Here is a 21,392-nt window from a genome sequence, read left to right as displayed (position 1 = left end):
ATGCGGAGAGAAGGGAATATTCCTCCTCCCACACCCGTTAACGTCCTGTCCTGAAATGCCTTCATCACGGAGCCAAATGAATGAGAAAGCTTGTCATCGCCATCTCTATGCTCGCACTCGCCGTGTCGGCGGCCTTTGCCGATCCCGTCCTCGGCCGGCAGGCACTGATGAAGGAACGCGGAAAGATCGTCGGTGGCCTGTCGAAAGTGGTCAAGGGCGAGGAACCTTTTGATGCCGCCGCGGTGCTGACGCAGTTGCAGGCATTGCAGGCAAATGCCGAGAAATTCGACGTAGAGGCCTTGTTCCCGAAGGGCAGCGATACCGGCGACACCACGGCGGCGCCAAAGATCTGGGAAGACATGGCCGGCTTCAAAACGGCCGAGGATAAGTATCTTGCCGACGTCAAGGCCTCGGTCGCGGCGGCTCCGGCCGACGTCGACGCGCTGAAGACACAGATCGGCACCATCGGCTCGGACTGTGGCACCTGCCACCAGAGCTACAGGGTCAAGAAGGGCTGATCGCCTGATATGGCATGGCTGAAGAAGCTCGTCGGCGCGGCCCTCGTTCTGGGCGTCGCCGGCGCGGCCGCCGGGTGGCTGCTGTCGGCACCCGTCAGGCTTGATGCGACCGCTCTGGCGCAACTCGGCCCAGGCGATGTTGTCCGGGGCAAGCGCATTTTCTATGCCGGCGGCTGCACCTCATGCCATGCGAAGCCTGGGTCGCGGGGCGATGCGCGGCTTCAACTCGTGGGCGGGCTTGAACTCAAGACGCCGTTCGGCACCTTCGTGCCTCCCAATATTTCGCAAGATCCCAATGATGGCATCGGCGCATGGTCGGTCGGGGATCTCGCCAATGCCATGCTGAAGGGTGTTTCGCCCACGGGTGAGCATTTCTATCCGGCCTTTCCCTACGCCTCCTACGCGCGCATGAAGCCGTCTGATGTCGCCGACCTCTACGCTTTCCTGAAGACGCTTCCCGCCGTCGCCGGCAAGGCGCCGGGCAATTCGCTGGCGTTCCCTTTCAACATCCGGCGAGGCATTGGCCTGTGGAAGCGCCTCTATCTCAGCGACCAGCCTGTCATTCCCCTGCCTGATGGCACGCCGGGACTCGCGATGGCAGGCCGCTACCTGGTCGAAGGACCGGGTCATTGCGGCGAATGCCATACGCCGCGCGACTTGGCTGGCGGCACCAGGAAGGGCCAATGGCTGGCCGGCGCCGTCGCCGCCGAGGGTTCGGGCGTCGTGCCAAACCTTACTTCGGGCGAGGGGGGTATCGGCAGCTGGTCCGCATCCGACATCGCAAACTACCTGGAAACCGGGTTCACGCCGGATTTCGATTCCGTCGGCGGCGCCATGGTCGATGTGCAGCGCAACATGGCCGAACTGACGGCGGACGACCGCGCGGCGATTGCCGCCTATCTCAAGGCGATACCGCCGCACCCCAACGGCTATCCGGCTCGCAAGAAAAGCACGAAATAGGTCGGGAATCCATAAAGTGGGAAGGGCCCTCATCTGGAGAATGACGAATATGCGCCAAGCCCTGAGTGCATTATGGGCCATTGATAGTCCGTTGCGCGACTGGCTTACCTCTGCGAGATAGTACATCCAGCCCAATCCAGGGACGCTTAACTATGCTCGCCGTCTATGGCGAAGGTCGTGGCTTCCGTGTTGTTTGGCTGCTCGAGGAATTAGGATTGGCTTATCGGCTGCGCCCGGTCGATCTGCTCGCAGTCGAGAATGATCGCGGCTTTCTCGCGATCAACCCCGCCGGCTTCATTCCCGCACTGCAGGACGGCGAGACGATCATGGTCGAATCGATCGCGATTCTTGAGTACCTGCTCGCCCGCCACGGCTCAGATTCGCTTGCCGTCGCCCCGCACGATCCCGCTTTCGCCTCCTATCTGCAATTTCTTCACCTAGGCGAGGCCGGGCTCGCCGGCCGATGAACGCCGTCTTAGTCGGTCGCGAACTGGCGCCCGAAGCCGAACGAGATGCCCGGGTTACCCGCTGGGCATTGGAGACCTTCGAGAGCCGGCTGGGGTTGGTTATCCGCCGCCTCGCGGATTGCCCCTATCTCGCCGGCGAGCGGTTCACTGCTGCCGATATCTCGGTGAGCTACGCCCTCCTGCTCGGCCTGCGAACTGGTAACTATGTCCCCGGTCTATCGAGCGGGACTATCTCGCTCGCACGACGGCACGCCCCGCCTACGCCCGAGCAATGGAAAGCTGTCAGGCCACCAAGGCTTGGGCGGCGAGATCACCGGGATTGTGGTGCTCGCTTCATCGAAGCGGCCAAGCGCCTGGTTGAGCAGTCGCGAAAAGTTCCTCATGGGGGTCTACCAATTAGGGGGCCTCCTCGCATGGTTCAGCTGGCTTCAATCCGGCCGTGGCTCCACGCTTACGAGTCTACTTGCCTAATCTTCGGACTGCAGGTGACGATCGCCGAGGAAATCGAAGCCCGTCTCAAAGAAATGATTGTAGTTGCAGGTCATTTCCTCGCCCGGGGCGATGTCGCGCAAGGCGTAGGTTTCCTCGGGTGACGAGACATCGCAATTCGGCTCGTCGTCATGGTTCATGTAACGGGCGTCGTCGGCTTCGAAGACGATATAGGCCGGATCGCGCCGGTCGGGGTAGGAATAGCGGTCGAGATAGTTCTTTACCGGCCCGGTCTCGCCCTCATAGGTCTCGACGTCGATGATCCGGTCGAACCGGGGGTCGAGCTTCCAGACCAGCGTGCCCTTGGCAATGTGGTTCTTGGCAAACACACCGATGCCCTGGATCGGCGATTTGTCGAGATAGACGTCGACGAGCAGCATAATGGACCCTTGTGCGAATGTGGGCTTCATGCCCGGGAAAATCGTGCTTGGGTAGCGCGCGACCGTTGCAATTGCGAGCGGAAATCAGCTGGGCGGAATTCAAAAAATATGATCGGCAGACGTGAGTCGCCTGGCTTCAGCGCTGTTGCAAGGCCAGGCGGACACCCAGGGCGCAATAGATGCCGCCGACAACCTTGCCCTGCCATTTCAGCACTGTCGGATTTTGGCGCAGGAAACCGCCCAGCCGCCCTGCGCTCACGGCAAACACGACCGTGCTGAAAAGCCCCAGCATGACGAAGATGATCCCCAATACGGCTAACTGAACCATCGCCGATCCGTTTTCGGGCCGCACGAACTGAGGCAGGAAAGCGAGGAAGAAAAGCGCGGTCTTGGGGTTGAGCACCTCGGTCAGGACGGCCTGTCGAAACGCCTTTCCGGCAGAGATCGCGAGCGCGCCGGCGGTCGGATCGATCGGCGCTCTCTCGATGATGGCGCGAATGCCGAGGTAAACGAGGTAGGCCGCGCCGATATACTTTATGATGCTGAACAGCGTCGCCGAAGTAGCGATGATCGCCGAGATGCCGACCATCGCCATCACGGTATGAAACACATCGCCGGCCGCGATCCCGGCGCCGGTGGCGATCCCGACCCTGGTTCCCGAACTCGTTGCGCGCGCGATCGTCAACAGTGTGGCCGGACCTGGAATGAAGACAAAACCGAACACAACCGCGATATAGGCTATCAATGTGGACAGATCGATCACCGCGGCGTTCCTCCGTAAGCTATGCCTTGTCCGTTACCTTCAGCGTGAAGGCATAAGTATAGGCGATCTCCTCCAGGCGCGAAAACCGACCGGAGGCACCGGCATGGCCGGAATCCATGTTGATTTTGAACAGCACCGGATTGGCGCCCCTCTTGCGGTCACGCAGCCGCGCCACCCACTTGGCCGGCTCCCAATAGGTGACGCGCGGATCGGTAAGGCCGGCGAGCGCCAGGATCGGAGGGTAGTCGAGTGCTGCGACATTGTCGTAGGGCGAATAGGCGGCGATCGTCCGGTAATCGTCGGCCGACGCAATCGGATTGCCCCATTCCGGCCATTCCGGCGGGGTCAGCGGCAGCGTCGCGTCGAGCATGGTGGTAAGCACATCGACGAACGGAACCTCGGCCACGATGCCGCCGAAGCAATCCGGCGCCATGTTGGCGATGGCGCCCATCAGCATGCCGCCGGCCGAGCCGCCCTGCGCGACGATGCGGTCATGCGCGGTATAGCGCTCGGCCACGAGATGGCGGGCGCACGCGATGAAATCGGTGAAGGTGTTCATCTTGTGCGCCCGCTTGCCGTCATCGTACCAGCCATAGCCCTTGTCCTTGCCGCCGCGGACATGGGCAATGGCAAAGACGAGGCCGCGATCGACCAGCGAGAACCAGTTGGTATTGAAGGCGGCCGGAACGGCAATGCCGTAGGAACCATAGCCGTAGAGCAGGCAAGGCGCGGAGCCGTCCAGCGGCGTGTCGCGGTGATGCAGAAGCGAGATCGGCACCAATTCACCATCGGCCGCGGGCGCCATCAGCCGCCTCGTGACGTATTGATGCGGGTTATGGCCGGACGGCACTTCCTGGGTCTTGAGCAGCACACGCTCACGGGTGCGCATGTTGTAGTCGAACATCTGCGACGGCGTCGTCATCGACGAGTAGGAAAAGCGCATCATCTCGGTGTCGTATTCCAGGGCCCCTGAAAGGCCGAGCGAGAAGGCTTCCTCATCGAAGAAAATCAGATGCTCTTCGCCGCTGGCACGGTCACGCACGACGATACGCGGCAGGCCTTCCTTGCGCTCGAGCCGGACCATGTGGTCCTTGAAGCCGATCACCGACAGGATCAGCCGGCCCGGTTCATGCGGCACCAGTTCCTGCCAGTTGGCGCGGACCGGATCGCTTGCCGGCGCCGTCATGATCTTGAAGTCCTTGGCACCATCCGCATTGGTCAGGATGAAGAATATGTCGCCGCCTTCCTCAAGTTCATATTGAAGGCCGGTCTCGCGCGCCGAAACCAGCTTGGGTTCGGCAAACGGATCGCTGGCGCTCAACAGGCGGTATTCCGAAGTCTCGTGATCGTTGATGCCGATCATGATCCATTGATTGTTGCGGGTTCCGTCGACGTCCATGAAGAAGCCGGGGTCGGTTTCCTCGTAGATCAGGCGGTCTCTTTCGGGGTTCTGTCCAAGTGCGTGGAACAGAACCTTGGACGGCCGGTGGTTTGGATCGAGACGCGTGTAGAAGAACCCGTCATTGCCCGCGTCCCAGACGCCCGAACCGCCGGTGGCGGGAATCTGGTCCGCCAGTTCCTTACCATCGGCAAGGTCGCGCACACGCAGCGTGTAGAATTCGGAACCCTTGTCGTCGAAGGCCCACAGGAGCTTGCGATGATCGGCCGAATGTTCGACGCCGCCAAGCCGGAAATAGGCCTTGCCCTCGGCCTCGGCGTCACCGTCGAGCAGGATCTGCTCGGGCCCGCCGTCGCGCGGCATGCGGAAATAGCGCGGCTGCTCGCCGCCGAGCTTGAAGGAAGAGCCATAGGCGTAAGGCCCGTCCTTCATAGGAACGGATGAATCGTCTTCCTTGATGCGGCCCTTCATTTCCTTGAAGAGCTGCTTTTGCAAATCTGACGTGTCGGCCATCAGCTTCGACTGGTAGGCATTTTCGGCTTCGAGTTCGGCGCGGATTCCAGGATCGAGCAAGGAGGGATCCCTGAACATCTCCTGCCAGTTATCCGCCCGCAGCCAGGCATATTCGTCGGTTCGCGTGATGCCGTGATGCGTGTCCGAGACTGGCCGCTTCTCCGGGGAAGGGGCGCTGACGATTGGAAATCGGGAAGTCCTGGTCATTGCGTCTCGCTCTGGAAAGTATCTTGAATGACGAATGAACACACCGATCAGGGCGGGTTCAAGAGCAGTTGCGTAGAGGTGGTGTGGGCCCATGAGGTGGCCGGGAGGAGGGAAGATGACTATTCGGTCTCGTATTGCTGCGGCCTTCGCCGTTGCTTCGCTAACTCTGGTCTTTGCCGGCCAGTCTCATGCGACCGTATTCGCGGCTTGGCAAGTGGCCAATGTGCCGTTCGGCGACACGCTCAATGTGCGCAAATATCCGTCGGGAACATCCCAGAAACAGGCCGCCTACCCGAACGGGGCGCGTCCTGCAGATGACCGGGAGATGCACCGGCGGCATAAACCTGCTCGATATCGCCAATCAACCGGCATGGAAACAGCAGCAGACGGTTCGCTATCGCTGGTGCGAAATCTGGCATGACCCCGCCAAGAACGGCGTCTTCGTAACCGGCTGGGCCTATGGCGGATACATCGCGCCGTTTTGACCGGGGAATGGCCTGATTGATGGCGGGATGGTTTGGCAACCTATGGTTTCGTGGACAGGTGTGAACAACCAAGCTTGTCGGTGTGGTCGCCAAGCAAACCGGGAGCATTGAAACTTGTTTTGTGAGTTATCGCGAATGTAACGATTAGCTGACCCGACGTCAGCCTTTGTCCGTTTGGCGACCGAAATATCGAAAAATTACATGGTGCACGAAAGATTGAAGCTGATCGCGCAATAGTTGACCAACATTCGTAAATATAATGCAGAGAGCGAATTGACTTACTTGACGTGTGGCCGCATTGATGTCCCTGTGACGCGAATCGTCGCAGCTCTATCTGCGCAAAATTCGTGCAATGCCCTGTTTGTAAAAAGGGGCACAGATCGACGTAACTCTTGTTGGGGCCTGAAGACCATGGATATTGTCGAAACACCTTCCAGAAACAATGATGCGCTGATCGAGCTTACCGCCGATGTGGTGGCTGCCTATGTCAGCAACAATCCCGTGCCGGTCGGCGAACTGCCGAACCTGATATCCGATGTCCACGCCGCTCTCGGGCGTGTGGGCGGAACCGTCGAACAGCCGCCTGCCGACAAGCAGAAGCCGGCTGTCAACCCGAAACGCTCGGTTCATGACGACTACATTGTCTGTCTTGAAGACGGCAAGAAGTTCAAGTCGCTCAAGCGTCACCTGATGACCCACTACAATCTGACGCCCGATCAGTATCGCGAAAAGTGGAACCTGGACCCAAGCTATCCGATGGTTGCCCCGAACTACGCGGCGGCCCGTTCGCAGCTTGCCAAGAAGATGGGCCTTGGCCGCAAGCGCAAGGCGCGGTAGTCGCGGCTTGCCGGATTAGAACTGAAATCAAACGGCGCCTTCGGGCGCCGTTTGATTTTGCGGGCGAGTGCAATTCCAGGAAAAGTGTGAACCGGTTTCCCGGGAAAAGCGCGTAGCGCTTTCCCTAGGGAATTGCGTCAAAACAAGGAAGATCGGGCAGAAGCCTGTCAGGCGGTCTGCGCGAGCGCCACCTCGGCATCGCGTTTGATGCGCTTGACCATCGAGCGAAGGCCGTTGGCGCGCTGGGGTGACAGGTGTTCGTCGAGGCCGAGTGCCTTCAGCGTCGCTTCAGCGTCGGTTTTCTGGATTTCGCTGGCCGTCTTTCCGGAAAACAGCGCCAGCATGATCGCGACCAGTCCGCGCACGATATGGGCGTCCGAATCGCCCGTGAAGGTGATGACGGGATCGGCGCCCGGACCCCGTTCGGTGGTCAGCCAGACTTGGCTGACGCAACCTGGCACCTTGTTGGCGGCGTTGCGCTCAGCATCGGGAAAGGGAGGCAGCGCTTCGCCAAGCTCGATGACGTAACGATAGCGGTCCTCCCATTCCTCGAGGAACGAGAAGTCGTCGCGGATCGTCTGGATCGTGGTCGTCATGACCCGGATATAGTCACGGGATGGCGCCGCGTCACGGAAAAACAAGAACACCGCGGACGTCGAGAGGGCAGACGGTCCGCGGTGCGCCGTCGAGACGGCCTAATTCTTTATCGGCAGGTTGACCGTTTGGGGCAGGACGATTTCTTCCGGCACGCTGCCCGTCAGTGTCGAGACGTCGGGGCCGGCGGACTTGTCGTCCAGCATGGCGGCCGCGATCTTGGCGGTCTCCTTGGCGCGTGCGGTGATGGTGTGCATCGCCGATTTCCCGGTTTCGCAGACATCGGGCTTGCGTTCGCAGATACCGGCGATGTCGCCGACGGCGTCCCGCGCCGCGAACAGGGCCTGGATCGGCCCGACGCTTTGCTGGCCCGTTTCATCGGACCCGACACCCAGCGGCAGCGCCAGCAGCACCAGTGAAAACCAGAAAGCCATTCTTATCAGGAAGAACATGCCTTGCCTCTCGTCGTGACCGGATCATGCATCATGGGGCACGACCTCTTTTATGGGCAGGATGTTGGCACACAGGCACAAAGGACGGCTTGCATGATCGCCGAGAATTTTCCTCAAATTTTAGGCAAATTCGAGACGAAGCGTTTTGTTGTCGATTTGTTTCATATCGGGACGATTCTCGTTACCATTCGATAACCATCTATCTGGTTGTTTCTACCGGATTTTTCGCAAATGGACGCGATCCCGTTCCTGCCTCTTAGCCGCTGATGACGGGCATTCGCGAATAACCCTCCGTTTACTATGGCTGCATTTGCCCGGGCTTTCGGCGGCCGTCATCCCGATATTTGCCGCAGGGCCGGCCTTGGTCGGCCCTGCCTTATCCATTCCTTAAACGCTGGATGCGAGTTTCAAAGCCACCACCCAAGACGATCTGCAAAAGCAGAGCTGTTCACGACGAGTGCGAGTGCGTTGAGTTGATGCCGATCGAGGCCAGATACGCTGAATTGCCTGGCGCAATGGCGGCCGGTTGTGAACGCATGGTTCATCCCAGCATTCTCGGGCGCAGCGACCGCGAGCGCCAGCGCCGTTTCATCGGCGTGATGCTGGCCGCGCCGTTCTTTGCAGCGGGTGCCGCGGTCACGCTGGTTACGTCGGGCATGGGGGCTGCGGTGACCATGGCCGCCATTTTCGCGGCCTTCGGTCTGTGCTGGTTCGTCGCCCTGCTGGTAGCAGCGACCGGCAAGATGGCCGCCGCCGGGCCGATCGCCCTGGCGATGGCGGCGATAGCCCTTGGCGGTCTCATCGGTGCCGCCGGCGGATTGAGTTCACCTGTCGCCATGCTTGCCTTGGCGCTGCCATTCGAAGCCTGGTGGATCGGCACCTCGCGGCGTGCTGCTGTGTGGGGGGGCGCCTCGGCCGTCATCGCCATCGCCCTTCAGTCCCTGTCGGCCACCTTCCTTCCATTCGCGGACGCGCACATCGCCGCCTGGCACTGGCTGGTGCCATTGGCGTGGGCGCTGACCCTCCTCCCGCGCATTTCGGCTTTTCGCGGCACCGCCGGCGCGGCCGCTACGCGCGATGCAGGTGACGGATTGGAAGACATCATCGACGCGGTGGTCTTTCGGGTCACCCGCCACGGCGAAGTCGTGGAGGCGTCCGCCAAGGCGCGTACGCTTCTGAAATTGCCACCTGAATTGTTGTCCGGAACGGGCCTCTTCGACCGCGTCCACCTGTCGGACCGTGTCTCCTATCTCAGCGCCCTGGCCGACATGCGTGACGGCGCACTGTCGCGCCGCCTCGAATTGCGCATCAGGCTGCCTCAGAGTGGCAACGGCGCCCACAACGGAAATGGTTTGGTGGCCGACAACTACCAGCCATTCGCGCTCGAACTGGTGCGCGGCGAGGAACAAAGCGACGTTTTCACGCTTGTCCTGCGCAAGAACGACGAGACCGCGCGGTTGCGCGAAGAACTGGCGCAAGCCAATGAGACGGCGGGGGCCGCCGAAGTGGCCAAGGGCCGCTTCCTCGCAGTGGTGAGCCATGAACTGCGTACACCCTTGAATGCCATCATCGGCTTCTCCGACATGCTGCTGCACGAGATGTTCGGCGCCTTCAAGGATCCGCGCCAGAAGGAATATGTCGGCCTCGTGCGGGATTCGGGCCAGCATCTGCTGGCAGTCGTGACATCCATACTCGACGTCTCGAGGATCGAATCGGGTGTCTACGCCACCGAGCCGGAGCCGTTCCGGTTCATGGAAGCCGTGGACATGTGCCAGTCGATGATGCGGCTGCAGGCGCAGGCCAAGAACATCGACCTGCAGACGCAGATCGCCCCTGACGCGGGCGATATCAATGCCGATCGCCGCGCGGTACAGCAGATGCTCATCAACCTCGTTTCCAACGCGATCAAGTTCACGCCCGACGGCGGCGATGTCGTCGTCGGTGCCAAGCGGATCGGCTCACGTCTGCATTTCTGGGTCAGGGACACCGGCATCGGCATCGCCGAGGAGGATTTCGCCAATCTCGGCAAACCCTTCATGCAGATCCAGAACGACTATACCCGCCGTTTCGAGGGTACGGGTCTTGGCCTTTCCCTGGTGAAGGGGCTGGTGGCCTTGCATGAAGGCACCATGTCGATCGAAAGCATGCCGGGCGAGGGCACCACGGTGACCATCAGCCTGCCGGTCAGCGGGCCGAAGGGACGCCCCGCCAACTCGACCGGAGTGCTGACGATGCCGGTGACGAGGGCGAAAGGGGACGGAAATGGCTCGCTCCGCAAAACAGGCTAAGGCGGTCAAACGCCGCAGCAACGCCTTGCAGGACGGCGCCATCGCCGTTGGCGGCATGATTTCGCGCAATCCCGTCCTGGTGGGAGGATCGACCGCATTCCTGGTGACGCTGTTCTACGTCTCGGCCAACGCGCTGTGGTATCAGCCTTTCCCGCACGCCGGGGCGTTTTTCGCCACGCGTCATTTCCAGGGCTTTCCGCACGCCGCCGCCGACGAGCCGGAGACGACAATCAACATTGTGCGGTCCAATGCCGCGCCCGCCCCGATTAAGGGCGATCCGGTGGTCGAGCAGGTGCAAGGCATATTGAAGGACCTCGATTTCTATTCCGGCACCGTCGACGGCATTTCCGGCCCCAACACGCGCAAGGCCATACAGGCCTATCAGCAGAAGGTCGGGCTGAACGCCTCGGGCGAGATCGATGCGCTGCTGCTGGATCAACTGGGTGCAACGCCGAAGACGGCCGCCGTGCCCAAGCCGCAGCCTCGTCCCGACATTGCACCGGCCGCTGTTCCCGTGTCCTTGCAGACGAATGAGGCACAGACGAATGCCGCTTTGCAGGGGCCTGATCCCCGCATCGTCAAGATCCAGGCTGGGCTCAAGGCCTTCGGCAATGACGACATGCAACTGGATGGCGTCGTCGGTGCACGCACGAAGGCGGCGATCAAGGAGTTCCAGACGCTGTTCGGGTTGCCGCAGACCGGCGAACCCGACGAGATCGTCTACGTCAAGATGCGCGAGATCGGCCTGACCAACTGACAGCCGAAACGACGGCTCGCCCTGCATCGGAAATTTCGATAGAGAGCCCGCATGTTGTCGGGAGTCTTCGATGCGCGTAACCGCTGATCTGTGGGTGTCGGCCCTGTTGCGCCGGGTTTTCGGCGCTGGCGGATTTGCCGCCGTGGTCAATCGCGGCGCGACAGAGGCCGGGGCTGTGTTCATCCTGGCGCGGGGCAGGATGGGTGAAACGGCTCTCTACGGGCCGGCGCCGCAGACAAGCTACGATTCGGCCAAGCCCGAAGACCGTTTTTTCAGCCTTCTGGCCGCCGGCGATGATGCGTCCGTGCTGGATGCGAGACTTGAGCGCGAGAAAAAATTCGATCCCGACATTTGGGTGGTCGAGATCGAGGCCGGGAATGTTCCCGTCGAGGAGCTTATTTCCGTGAAGAGACCCTGAGGCCGGGGGCGTCGGCTTCGTCGCTGTTGGAGGCCTTGCGGCTGTCGCCGTTTGTCGGCGAAGCATCGCGAGCTGCCCTGGACGGGGTTTTGGCTTTCCATCCCCGCACTTTGTCCAGGGCCGTATCGCGGTGCAGCAGGCGGTAACGGTCGAGATAGGTGCGGATGGCCTGCGGATGCGGGAACAGGCCGGGATAGACGGCAACCGTGATCAGGAATGCCCGGTTCTCGCTGAAATCGAGCGAACGCAGCGCCGCAAGCAGCGGCGCATAATTCTGGTTGGCGGTCAGCGATTGCGCGATCGAAAAATCAATGTCGAGGGCATCGGCAAGCGCGGTCTGGAAGAACGCGGCGTTTCCCGTCAATGCCGTCTCGCGCAGTCTGATATAGGTATCCGCACCTGGGAACGCATCGACCTTCGCCGCCAAGGCTTCGTCGCCGGTGTGCATCATGGAGCGCAGCCTGCGCCGCGCGTTCTCGGCGGCAACGCCGGGCGTCTGCTGAGTTTCCGCGCTGTCCGCCGTCGCTTGCGTCTTCACGGCAGGGCTTTGCGCCGGGGCTGCTTCCGGAACCCGCGTCCGCACCAGGGTCGGTCTTTCCAGCGCCCTGATCAGATCGGCGATGGTCGGGTTCAGGTCCTTGCGCCGCGCGATGGCGCGCGCATGCGGCAGCCCGTGCCGGCCAATCAGCGCGATCAGGTCGATATCGCTGACCGCGCGTGAGCGGATGAGCAGCGGAGCGGCAATGTCGACCGGTTCCTCGCAAAGGCGCCGCACCAGGGCCGCGGGTGCATATTCGCATTCGGAAAGGGCGGCAGCCACGTAGCGCCGCGATTCGACGGATACGCTGTCGAACAGCGGCAGCGTCAGATCTTCGAGCTGGCCGATCTCGCGGCGTGACGGTCGGGTCAGCGAGCAGAACGCCGACACGGCGGCGCGGAACAGCCTCTCAGCTTTTCCCGATTCCGTCCTTATCGCGATTTGCCTGAAGTCCGAAGATGACACGAAGGATACGCCTGACAACAGATACACACACTCGACATCGCGCCACCGGAACCATGTCGGTTTCGCGTTTGCCTCGGTCAGAACTCTCTGACCTGGGAACAAAGATCAAGTTAGCGGCGATCCGTTAGCGCTCCGTTAACCCTCTGCCGGCCTTAATGACATTTGGAGGCGTTGCGTTGTGCTCCGGGGAAACCGAGAGGAATGCGCGAACCATGGGCATGGTACTGTCTTTCGTGCCGCGTGCGGCACCGACCAATCGAGCAAAGCAAACCACCGAAATACCGGCGGCCGTAATCATATTTCCCGGCATCCGCTATGAGCGGTCCAGCACCGGCGAAGCGCGGCCCGCGGGGCCAGACAAGCCGGGATCGCCGCGGCCGCCCGTGCCGCACCACTGAGCTTGCTGAAGCCCTAGAAATCCTGCAGTTCGCAGGAACTCTGATCGAGAAAGCGCGACACGATCGGCTTCCAGCTCTCGTCCGGCACGAAGCTGCGGATGACGAAGATGCCTTCGTCGATGGGCGCTTCGACGAAAATCGCTCCCTGGAGGTCTTCAGGCAGGTCCTTGCGCACGTCGATCATCTGCGCCGGCGTCAGCACGACCGCATCCAGCTTGCCACCGGTCGCCGTGTGGTCGTTGAAGGAATAGATGTTGTGACCGCTGCGGTCATAGACCGACACCGACCAGAAGGGGACGTCGCCCGGCGCCTTGATCCGGACCATTCCTTCCTCGAGGTCGAAGCGGCAGGCCGTGGCATAGAACAGCGGGTCGACCGATTTCACCACCGGCGCGCCGCCGGCTTCGGCATCGAGCCGGTTCATCCTGTAGAGATCGGATGCCATGGAAAGACGCGACCAGGCGTCACGTTCGGAAAAATCCGGCACCAGAAGCAGGACGATAATGTGGACAATGCCGGCGCCGACGAGGCCGAGCAGGACAGCGTGCAGAAGCCTGCGCAGGGCGGCATGCAAACTACGCATCGCAGCCCGCCCTCACGATCCTGGGCAGCGAAACGTCGGACAGGCCGGTGCTGCTGGCGATCGGCGTGTCGTAGAAGGTCAGGACGAAATACATCTTCCCGGAACCGTCGGTCAGAAGCCAGTTGCCCGGCATCGGGTGATGGCCGACGGAGATGATCACGGAATTGTCCGGTTGGCGCAGCACCCCGTAGGACTGAAGTGCCGCAAGCCGGGATTTGCCTGTCTCGACGACGCCGAGCGATCGATCGGCGGCATAAAGCGTCCAGAATCGGGCTGTCGGAAATCCACCCTCGACCCTGTAGGCGCATTCCCGCTTGAGCTGGTCGCCGGCGGCGTCGTTTTCCGCCACGAAGGACAGGCCTTCGGCGCGGCCGAGCGCCAGCACCCCCTCGCGCGCCACGCGCGCCTTGGAATAGGGGTCCGCGGCCGGTGTGCCGATGTCGGGGAAGGCGGTCCACTGGCCGATCCTGATTGCGCCGACCCCGTCCTGGATCTTCAGCGCATACCAGACGCTGGCGCCGCCCCCGCCAATGGCTATGGCAAGCGAAATCAGCATCAGGAAGGCATTCTTGAGCATGAGAGGCCGGGTGCGCGAAGGATTGCAGTTCGGGAATATCGCGGCGCGGGGTCTTGTGGCAAGCCGGCGTGATGGATTTGCCTGCCGACCCGGCTCGCGCCGGGGCGGATGTCACAGGGCCGAAAGCGTTTCGGGTGGAGTGGGGGCGTCGAGTTTGGGCGCCGTCTGGAACAGCTGGCTCATGTCCCTCAGCGTCTGCGTGGTTCGGCTGGACAGCACCGGCGGCCGCTCGGCGGCGGTATCGGCCGCTGCCTGCTCCTCGGTCTTCTTCTGCGCCTCGGCGGCCTTGGCCGCGATCTCCTCGTCGACGAAGGGTTTGTCGATGCCGGGGATCGGCTTCAGGTCGATGTTCTGGTGCGCGTAGACCATCATCCGCTGCCACACCATCGCCGGCAGCGAGCCGCCGGTCATGTTCTTGGTCGGTGTGAAATCGTCATTGCCCAGCCACACTGCCGCCGTGTAGTTGCCGGTGAAGCCGACGAACCAGGCATCGCGGTAGGACTGCGTCGTGCCGGTCTTGCCGGCGACGACGATGTTGGGAATTTGCGCCCGCCGCGCCGTGCCCATCACCGGCACGGCCGTCAGCATGGTGTTCATGGATTTCAGGGCCTGCTCGGACAGCACGCGGTGCGGCGGCGGCGCGTCCTTGGTCCAGTCGTAAACCACGTCGCCGGTACGCGTGACGAGCTGGGTGATGCCGTGCCGGGAGCCGACGAAGCCGTTCTGGGCGAACACGCTGTAGCCCGTCGCCTGGTCCATCACGGTCATGCCCGAGGTGCCGAGCACCATCGTCTTGTGCCCTTCGAGCGGCGATTCCACGCCAAACGATTCCGCCAATGCCTTGATCGGCGCGATGCCGAGATGGTCTTTGGCCAGCCGCACCGGCACGGTGTTGATCGACTTGGCCATCGCCATGATCAGGGTGATGTTGCCTGCCGATTCGCCGCTGTAATTATGCGGTGACCAGTTGCCCCAGCTGATCGGCCCGCCAGAAATGATCGAGTTCGGCGTGAAACCGTGTTCCATCGCCGTGGCGTAGACATAGGGCTTGAACGACGAGCCGGTCTGGCGCAGCGCTTTGGTGGCGCGGTTGAACTGGCTGGCGCCGTAGTCACGGCCGCCGACGATCGCTCGCACCGCACCATTGGTCTCTATGACCACCACGGCACCTTCGGTGACGTTGTATTCCTTGCCGAACTGGCGCAGGTGGAACTCGACGGATTCCTCCGCCGCTTTCTGGATGTTGGCGTCGAAGGTGGTGTGAGCGACCAGCGAGTGCTGGCCGGGCTTGGCGATCTTCTTGACCTCGTCGAAGGCCCAGTCGAGGAAATAGTCGGGACTTTTCTGTTCGCCGCGATCGACGACATCGGCCGGATGCAGTCTTGCCTGCAGCACCTGGCCTTCGGTCATGAAACCGGAATCGACAAGGTTGGACAGCACCACATTGGCGCGAGCGCGCGCCGCCGGCAGGTTGATGTGCGGCGCGTATTTGGTCGGCGCCTTGAACAGGCCGGCGAGCATCGCCGCCTCGGCAAGGTTCAGGTCCTTGACGCTCTTGCCGAAATAGAAATCCGCCGCCGCCTCGATGCCGAACGTGCCGCCGCCCATATAGGCGCGGTCGAGATAGAGCTGCAGGATTTCTTTCTTCGACAGATTGGCCTCCAGCCACAGCGACAGGAAGGCTTCCTTGATCTTGCGCTCGAACGTGCGCTCGTTGGTCAGGAACAGGTTCTTGGCCAGCTGCTGGGTGATGCTGGAGCCGCCCTGGACGACCGAGTTTGCCCGCACATTCTCGAAGATCGCGCGCGACAGGCCGAGCACGTCGATACCGTAATGATCGAAAAACCGGCGATCCTCGGTGGCGAGCACCGCCTTGATGACGTGGTCCGGCATCTCGTCGACCGGCACGGAATCGCGCTGGATGATGCCGCGCTGGCCGATCTCGTTGCCGTACCGGTCAAGGAAGGTGACGGCGAAGTCGCCCTGGGCACGCCAGTCGCCGGTGGTGTCCTGGAAAGCGGGTATCGCCAGCGCCAGCATCACCACCATGCCGCCGGCGCCGAGTGTAAAACCTTCGCTCAAAAGTTCGATGAAGCCACGGCGCCAGCCCCTGAGACGGAAGCGCCGCGAGAAGATCGTCGCGGCCTCCCAGAACTGGCGCGCCTTGAACCCGATCTCATAGAGAGAGGAATCGAGCCACGCGTCCAGCGCCAGAAGGCGGGAGGCGATCGGACCTCTTCTCTTGCGTGGTTCAGGGTTGACCATTCAAAAACCCGGCTCGGCTCTGGCCCGACCTGAAAACCGCAAGCGGGCAATTTCAGGGCGGCGACCTGTTGGACTATTCATCCATTTTACCGACACCCACAAGGGCGGCGAGGACACAGCCGCAAGGTTTGTCGATGGAAGGCCAGGTAGCCGGCGGGCCGGTTCCTCGCCCGCCAGATTCTGCGGCCGGCGAGCGAGGGGAGATTTGCTTCCCCGGGCTATCAGGCCGCTTCGCGCTTCAGCGCCTGCGCCATGCAATGGATTCCGCCGCCGGTCTTGGAGATTTCGCTCATGTCGACGGCCGCCACCTCAAAGCCGCGCGCCTTGAGTTTTTCGATCAGTGTCTTGCTGGATGTCGGCGCGATCACCCGGTCCTTGCCCAGCGACATGAAGTTGCAGCCTAGCGCCATCGTGTCCTGGAAGGGGACGTCGATGATCTCGTGACCCTTGCCCTTCAGCCAGTCGACGATGCCGGGCTCGGTGCAGGCGAGGCAGACGGCAGTGAGCTTTTCGGCGATCGGCACCACCATCAGGTCGATGTGGACGTAATATTCGTCGATGAATGCGATGCGCGTCTCCCAGCCTTCCTTCTCGAACCAGGCCTGCACCTGGCGGGCGCCTTCCTCCTGCGTGCGCGCGCCGCCGCAGCCGATCAGCACCACGCCGTCCTCGATGACGTTGAAGTCGCCGCCCTCGAAGGTGCCTGCGGTCACCATGTCGTAGATCGGGATGCCGAGCTTTTCATAGGTGCGGATGGCCGCGTAGTTCTCGCCGCGCCGCCACCAATTGGCCATGGCGGTGATGATCGCGCCATAGGGCGTCATGACGCTGGAATCACGGGAATAGACCTGCATCGGCAGTTCCGGCATCGGCTCGTGCCAATGGATGTTGACGCCGAAATGCTCGTAAGCCGCGACCAGATCCTTGTGCTGCGCCTGCGCGATCTGCACGTTGCAGGGCGCCTCGCGCAGATGTTTTCGCGAGAGCGAGCTGGTCGACAGGTGACGCAGGAAATTCGGCGAGCCGAGCAGCACGTCGGTCAACACGTCGGTCTCGTTGGCGAAACCCCAAACGGTCAGCGGCTTGGTGCCGCCGGAGGGATTGCGGCGCTGCAGCGAAAACGGCTCGGCGATGATGCGGTCATGAACGGTCATGCGGTTCTCCTCGTGGCTTGTTCTCAAGAATTGGTCGGTCGCGCATTGTTTGGTATCCACCAGTCGCGCCCGCGCGGCGTGGTGACATATTCCGGCCAGCGGAAATTGATCGGCGGCTCGTAGTCGCAGAGCGGGGCGATCCAGTTGGAGCCGCCAACGCCGCCGCCGGTACGGGTGGTGAACTCGCTCATCGCCTCCTCGCGGGCGATTTTGTCCTCGAGCAGGCGCAGCGCCGCCAGCGCGACCGTCTTGGCAGCGCAGATGACCATTGGATCGATCGTCGCGGGAATGCCGCCCAGCGCATTCATCACCCATGCCGGAAAAGCGTGGCCGTTTGCCGAGCGGAGCGCTGGGCGAGCGACATAGAAGCGCGCGGTCGGCGCGTGCCAGCTCATGTCGGTATAGTCGTCGGAAGTCGAATTCACCTGCGACGGCGGCAAGTCGCGGCGCAAGATCGCCTCGGCCTCTTGCGGCGAAATCAGCCGCTCCAGTTCGTCGATAAACGGGTTTTCGGTCGCGGTGCCGCCGGCGTTGACCTGGATTTCCCGCGCGATCGTCTTGGCGGCATCGTCCCAGCGAGGTGGTCCGACAATTGACAGGGCTTCGTAGGCAATCCCGGCCATGGCGTGGTTGGCGAGCCCCGGCCGCGATTTCGACACCCAGTGCCGTTCGTAGCGGCAGCCGCTGATCGCGGCCGCGGCCGCGGCGTTGCGGTCGAGCACCGCCGTCACCTGCTCGGCCATACGAAGCGTCGGCACGCGGATCATGTACTGGATCTCGGCAAGGCCTGCCGGCAGATTGTCGGCCGTGGCCTGGCCAGCCGTCAGGATTGCCTCGCTGATCGACCAGCCGCCCTGGTGCGGGAGCATGGAATCGCGCAACGCCTTGGAGGTCATGAACATGGTCATCAGCGCATCGTTGGCGCCCGGTGCCCTGACCGCCGAATGCGCCTGCGGGATCGGTGCGCCGTCGCCTGCGCGAACCCAATTTTCGGGTTCGTCGCAGACGAAGCGATAGATCATCGCGTAGGCCGCACCGCAATGCGTGTCCCAGCGCGCGGTGTTGCAGAGCGGCAGCATATAGAAGGGATGGAAGGAGATCATGCCGGCAAGGCCGTCATAATAGCCTTTGGCGGCATGGATCGGCTTCGAGCCGCGCACCTTTTCGGCCGGTTCGCCGGTGAAGCGCAGCGTGCCTTGAATACCGTCGCGCTGCATGGCGGCCTTGGTCGCGAGCAGCCCGCCGAGACTTGCTATGCCAAGCCCCGAATGCGGATCGGTATGGCCGCCGGCCTCGTCGCCAAGGCCAGGTCGCGGCTGCCTCACCGTCACGGCGTCCTGGCAGTTGCCGGGCACTGCGTCATATTCGGCATACATGCCGACGGTCGGTCCGGCGCCGTTTGTCCAGTGGGCGCAGAAGGCGGTCGGCATGCCGCCCGAGCCTTCCTCGACCGAAAATCCCTCGCGCTTGAGCCGATCGACATACCAGGCGGCCGATTGGTACTCGCGCCACGCGGTCTCGCCGAAATCGAAGATGGTGCGTGTCCAGGCCGACAGCAGGGGCTGGATGCCGTCGAGGCAGGCAAGCGCAGTCTCTTGCGCCGATGTCGTCACCGGTTTGTCCATGCTCTGAAAGAAAGCAGTGAAGCGGCTCGCCAAAAAGTGATATGTTTTCCCGGTTCGTGCAAATTCGGTTCACCTCTTGAGAATTCCATCCACACAGGCGCTGCGCGCCCTCGACAGTTTCGCCAGGCATGGCAGCGTCTGGCGCGCAGCCGACGAACTGCACCTGACCCGCAGCGCGGTAAGCCATCAGCTGCGGCTGCTAGAACGCGACCTTGGCTTCGATCTGCTGGAACGCATCGGCAAGGGCGTGGCGCTCACCCCGCGTGGCCAGCGCTATGCCAGCGACGTGCGCAAGGCGCTGACAGTGCTGGGCGATGCGGTCACGCGCGATGCCGGCACTGGCGTCGGCGGCTCGTTCGCCGTCTCTTGTACGCCAGGCTTCGCCTCGCTGTTCTTGTGCACCCATATCGGCGAGTTCCGGCAGATGTATCCCGATGTGGCGCTGCGCATTCTGACGCCCAGGCGGCTCGACGATGTCAGCAATGCCGATGCCGACGCCTTCATCGCGTTTGGCGTCGGCAACTGGCCGAACCGCATGGCCGAACTGTTGTGCGAAATCTCGTTCACGCCGCTTTGCAGCCCGACGCTGCTCAACAAGGTCGGCGGCTTTTCCCGGCCGGCGGACGTGCTGCGCGCCAATCTGCTCCATCTCGACGACACCGAGGACTGGGCACGCTGGCTGGCGCTGTCCAAGGTCGAAAACCCGGACACCGAAGGCGGTATCTTCTTTTCCGACATGAACCTCGTCTTCTCCGCGGCGATCGCCGGCCAGGGGATTGCCATGGGTGACGAACTGACCAGCCGCCGCGCGCTGAGCGAAGGCCGTTTGGTCAGACCGTTCGACATCGCGATCAAGTCGCCGCGCTCCTATTTCCTGGTCTCCGAACACGCCAAGGCCTCGCACCCGGTCCTGGAAGCGTTCGCGGGATGGCTGAGGTCGACGCTCTCCGAGAACCGCATTCAGCCTCATTGAAGGGCAGGGTGGCGTCGGCCCGCCATAGATGAATGAAATTTGCCGATCAGGCGAAAACTATTCGGTTGCGGTGAGCTTCGGCCCTGCCTACGATTTGGCTCAACGGTAAGGATAGAGGCAGGATGCAGCAACCCGGCCGGGCCGCAGAGATCAAGGCAATCGGGATCGGCAAGAGCTTCGGCTCGTTCCGTGCGCTGGACAATCTGACGCTCGATATTGGTCGCGGCGAGTTCCTGACGCTGCTTGGCCCTTCCGGATCCGGCAAGACCACCTTCCTGATGATCCTGGCCGGCTTCGTGCAGCCGACCGAGGGCAGGCTTTTCAGCGACGGCGCCGACATCACCGACCGCCCGGCCGAGCAGCGTGCCGCCGGCATGGTGTTCCAGGGCTATGCATTGTTCCCGCATATGAGCGTCGAGGCCAACATCGCCTTCCCGCTCAAGGTCCGCAAGAAATCGGCCACCGAGATCAAGAAGCGCGTCGGTGAGATGATCGAGCGCGTCGGTCTGATCGGCCACGAGAAGAAATTGCCGTCGCAGCTTTCCGGCGGCCAGCAGCAGCGCGTCGCACTTGCCCGCGCGCTGGTGTTCGAGCCGGGCGTGCTTTTGCTCGACGAGCCGTTTTCAGCGCTGGACAAGAGCCTGCGCGGCCAGATGCAGGCCGAGATGAAGCGCCTGCACCAGGAGACCGGCACCACCTTCGTCTTCGTCACCCACGACCAGAGCGAGGCCTTGGCGCTGTCGTCTCGCGTCGCCATCTTCAACCATGGCAAACTGCTGCAGGTCGGGGCGCCGGACGAGGTCTACGATCGGCCGGCCAATCGCTTCGTCGCCGAATTCCTGGGCGAGATCAACATGCTGCCGCTGAAAGGCGTGCGCAGCGCCGATGACGGGGCCACCGGCCTTTGCGAGGACCGCGCCGTCAGCCTGCGCGGCAATCGGGCGACTGTCGGTGCCAACGCCATCCTGGCAATCCGGCCCGAACACATGTCGATAGCGCGCGAGGCCGCCGCCGGAGAGAACGGCATTGCCGCGACGGCGATCGCCTCGACCTATCTGGGGGCGGCAACCAAGCTCGACCTCACCACCCGCCAGGGTGCCAAAGTAACCGTCTCGGTGCCCAACGAGGTCGCGGCGGCTGCTCTCAGCAAGGGCAATTCCATCTGGCTGACATGGCCGGCGGAAAAGGGTTTCCTCCTTCCGGACGGAGGACAATGAGCGCCAGTGGGGCCTGATCCGCCGCACCGGCTTCCGTAATTAAAATCAACAAAAACAAAGGGGAACTGAC

General features: G+C 62.5%; 19 protein-coding genes and 2 pseudogenes. 10 read left to right on the top strand and 11 right to left on the bottom strand.

The genetic code is table 11. The features are described from left to right. The first annotated feature begins 80 nt into the window (after window positions 1–80). The 3 genes and pseudogenes from FJ434_RS10870 (at window position 81) to FJ434_RS10860 (ending at window position 2,306) form a co-directional block, all read left to right on the top strand. Window positions 81–518: a cytochrome c gene (locus FJ434_RS10870; RefSeq protein WP_140746798.1), complete on the top strand. Its 438-nt coding sequence runs from the start codon at window positions 81–83 to the stop codon at window positions 516–518. A gap of 9 nt (window positions 519–527) precedes the next feature. Then, window positions 528–1,478: a cytochrome c gene (locus FJ434_RS10865; protein WP_140746795.1), complete on the top strand. Its 951-nt coding sequence runs from the start codon at window positions 528–530 to the stop codon at window positions 1,476–1,478. 152 nt (window positions 1,479–1,630) lie between these two features. Next, a pseudogene (locus FJ434_RS10860) lies at window positions 1,631–2,306 on the top strand (glutathione S-transferase family protein). Window positions 2,307–2,412: 106 nt separating this feature from the next. On the opposite strand, the gene FJ434_RS10855 reads toward FJ434_RS10860, so the two are convergent. From FJ434_RS10855 to FJ434_RS10845, 3 genes are all read right to left on the bottom strand, one after another. Next, the gene (locus tag FJ434_RS10855; RefSeq protein WP_140506104.1) at window positions 2,413–2,814 is read right to left on the bottom strand and encodes an SET domain-containing protein-lysine N-methyltransferase; all 402 of its coding nucleotides are present in this window, start codon (window positions 2,812–2,814) and stop codon (window positions 2,413–2,415) included. Window positions 2,815–2,950: 136 nt separating this feature from the next. Then, complete coding sequence (locus tag FJ434_RS10850) at window positions 2,951–3,577, bottom strand: LysE family translocator (protein ID WP_140746792.1); 627 nt, start codon at window positions 3,575–3,577, stop codon at window positions 2,951–2,953. 19 nt (window positions 3,578–3,596) lie between these two features. Further along, a complete protein-coding gene (locus FJ434_RS10845; protein ID WP_140746789.1) occupies window positions 3,597–5,696 on the bottom strand; it encodes a S9 family peptidase in 2,100 nt (699 codons plus the stop codon). 115 nt (window positions 5,697–5,811) lie between these two features. On the opposite strand from FJ434_RS10845, the pseudogene FJ434_RS10840 reads away from it, so the two are divergent. Continuing rightward, a pseudogene (locus tag FJ434_RS10840) lies at window positions 5,812–6,181 on the top strand (SH3 domain-containing protein). Between the two features lie 411 nt (window positions 6,182–6,592). After that, window positions 6,593–7,018 carry a MucR family transcriptional regulator gene (locus tag FJ434_RS10835; RefSeq protein ID WP_140746786.1) on the top strand — a complete coding sequence of 142 codons (426 nt, stop codon included), beginning with the start codon at window positions 6,593–6,595 and terminating at the stop codon, window positions 7,016–7,018. A gap of 167 nt (window positions 7,019–7,185) precedes the next feature. Here FJ434_RS10835 and FJ434_RS10830 read toward each other — a convergent pair whose 3' ends face one another. Further along, complete coding sequence (locus FJ434_RS10830) at window positions 7,186–7,614, bottom strand: SufE family protein (RefSeq protein WP_140746783.1); 429 nt, start codon at window positions 7,612–7,614, stop codon at window positions 7,186–7,188. 99 nt (window positions 7,615–7,713) lie between these two features. Beyond that, entirely contained in the window at window positions 7,714–8,064 is a 351-nt protein-coding gene (locus tag FJ434_RS10825) for a DUF5330 domain-containing protein (protein ID WP_140717043.1), read from the bottom strand. A 536-nt stretch (window positions 8,065–8,600) separates the two neighbouring features. Between FJ434_RS10825 and FJ434_RS10820 the strand changes: the two genes are divergently transcribed. The 3 genes from FJ434_RS10820 (at window position 8,601) to FJ434_RS10810 (ending at window position 11,527) form a co-directional block, all read left to right on the top strand. Continuing rightward, complete coding sequence (locus tag FJ434_RS10820; RefSeq protein WP_140746780.1) at window positions 8,601–10,352, top strand: PAS domain-containing sensor histidine kinase; 1,752 nt, start codon at window positions 8,601–8,603, stop codon at window positions 10,350–10,352. Next, window positions 10,327–11,109 (top strand): peptidoglycan-binding protein, encoded by a 783-nt coding sequence (locus tag FJ434_RS10815; protein WP_140506093.1) that lies wholly within the window; start codon window positions 10,327–10,329, stop codon window positions 11,107–11,109. The genes FJ434_RS10820 and FJ434_RS10815 overlap by 26 nt, the downstream gene beginning before the upstream one ends. 70 nt (window positions 11,110–11,179) lie before the next feature. After that, the gene (locus FJ434_RS10810; protein ID WP_140746777.1) at window positions 11,180–11,527 is read left to right on the top strand and encodes a DUF1491 family protein; all 348 of its coding nucleotides are present in this window, start codon (window positions 11,180–11,182) and stop codon (window positions 11,525–11,527) included. Here FJ434_RS10810 and FJ434_RS10805 read toward each other — a convergent pair. From FJ434_RS10805 to FJ434_RS10775, 6 genes are all read right to left on the bottom strand, one after another. Continuing rightward, window positions 11,505–12,530: a hypothetical protein gene (locus tag FJ434_RS10805; protein WP_140746774.1), complete on the bottom strand. Its 1,026-nt coding sequence runs from the start codon at window positions 12,528–12,530 to the stop codon at window positions 11,505–11,507. The two genes, FJ434_RS10810 and FJ434_RS10805, sit on opposite strands and share 23 nt — an antisense overlap. Window positions 12,531–12,941: 411 nt before the next feature. Beyond that, entirely contained in the window at window positions 12,942–13,511 is a 570-nt protein-coding gene (locus tag FJ434_RS10795; RefSeq protein ID WP_027143955.1) for a DUF1254 domain-containing protein, read from the bottom strand. Beyond that, on the bottom strand, window positions 13,504–14,088 hold the full coding sequence (locus FJ434_RS10790) for a DUF1214 domain-containing protein (RefSeq protein WP_140746772.1): 585 nt from the start codon (window positions 14,086–14,088) through the stop codon (window positions 13,504–13,506). Before FJ434_RS10790 ends, FJ434_RS10795 begins: the two co-directional genes overlap by 8 nt. Window positions 14,089–14,199: 111 nt before the next feature. Beyond that, window positions 14,200–16,353: a penicillin-binding protein 1A gene (locus FJ434_RS10785; protein ID WP_140746769.1), complete on the bottom strand. Its 2,154-nt coding sequence runs from the start codon at window positions 16,351–16,353 to the stop codon at window positions 14,200–14,202. Between the two features lie 221 nt (window positions 16,354–16,574). Then, on the bottom strand, window positions 16,575–17,507 hold the full coding sequence (locus FJ434_RS10780; protein ID WP_140506082.1) for a dimethylarginine dimethylaminohydrolase family protein: 933 nt from the start codon (window positions 17,505–17,507) through the stop codon (window positions 16,575–16,577). Window positions 17,508–17,530: 23 nt separating this feature from the next. After that, a complete protein-coding gene (locus FJ434_RS10775) occupies window positions 17,531–19,132 on the bottom strand; it encodes an amidohydrolase (RefSeq protein ID WP_181165877.1) in 1,602 nt (533 codons plus the stop codon). 76 nt (window positions 19,133–19,208) lie between these two features. On the opposite strand from FJ434_RS10775, the gene FJ434_RS10770 reads away from it, so the two are divergent. Together FJ434_RS10770 and FJ434_RS10765 are read left to right on the top strand one after the other, a co-directional pair. After that, complete coding sequence (locus FJ434_RS10770) at window positions 19,209–20,105, top strand: LysR substrate-binding domain-containing protein (RefSeq protein WP_140717055.1); 897 nt, start codon at window positions 19,209–19,211, stop codon at window positions 20,103–20,105. 122 nt (window positions 20,106–20,227) lie between these two features. Beyond that, the gene (locus tag FJ434_RS10765) at window positions 20,228–21,322 is read left to right on the top strand and encodes an ABC transporter ATP-binding protein (RefSeq protein WP_140746766.1); all 1,095 of its coding nucleotides are present in this window, start codon (window positions 20,228–20,230) and stop codon (window positions 21,320–21,322) included. Window positions 21,323–21,392: the final 70 nt, after the last annotated feature.

Origin of the sequence: Mesorhizobium sp. B2-5-13, assembly GCF_006440535.1 — a bacterium.
Taxonomy (GTDB): Bacteria; Pseudomonadota; Alphaproteobacteria; order Rhizobiales; family Rhizobiaceae; genus Mesorhizobium; species Mesorhizobium salmacidum.
The sequence above is the reverse complement of the archived record's forward strand: the minus strand, read 5'-3'. Positions and strand labels throughout refer to the sequence as shown.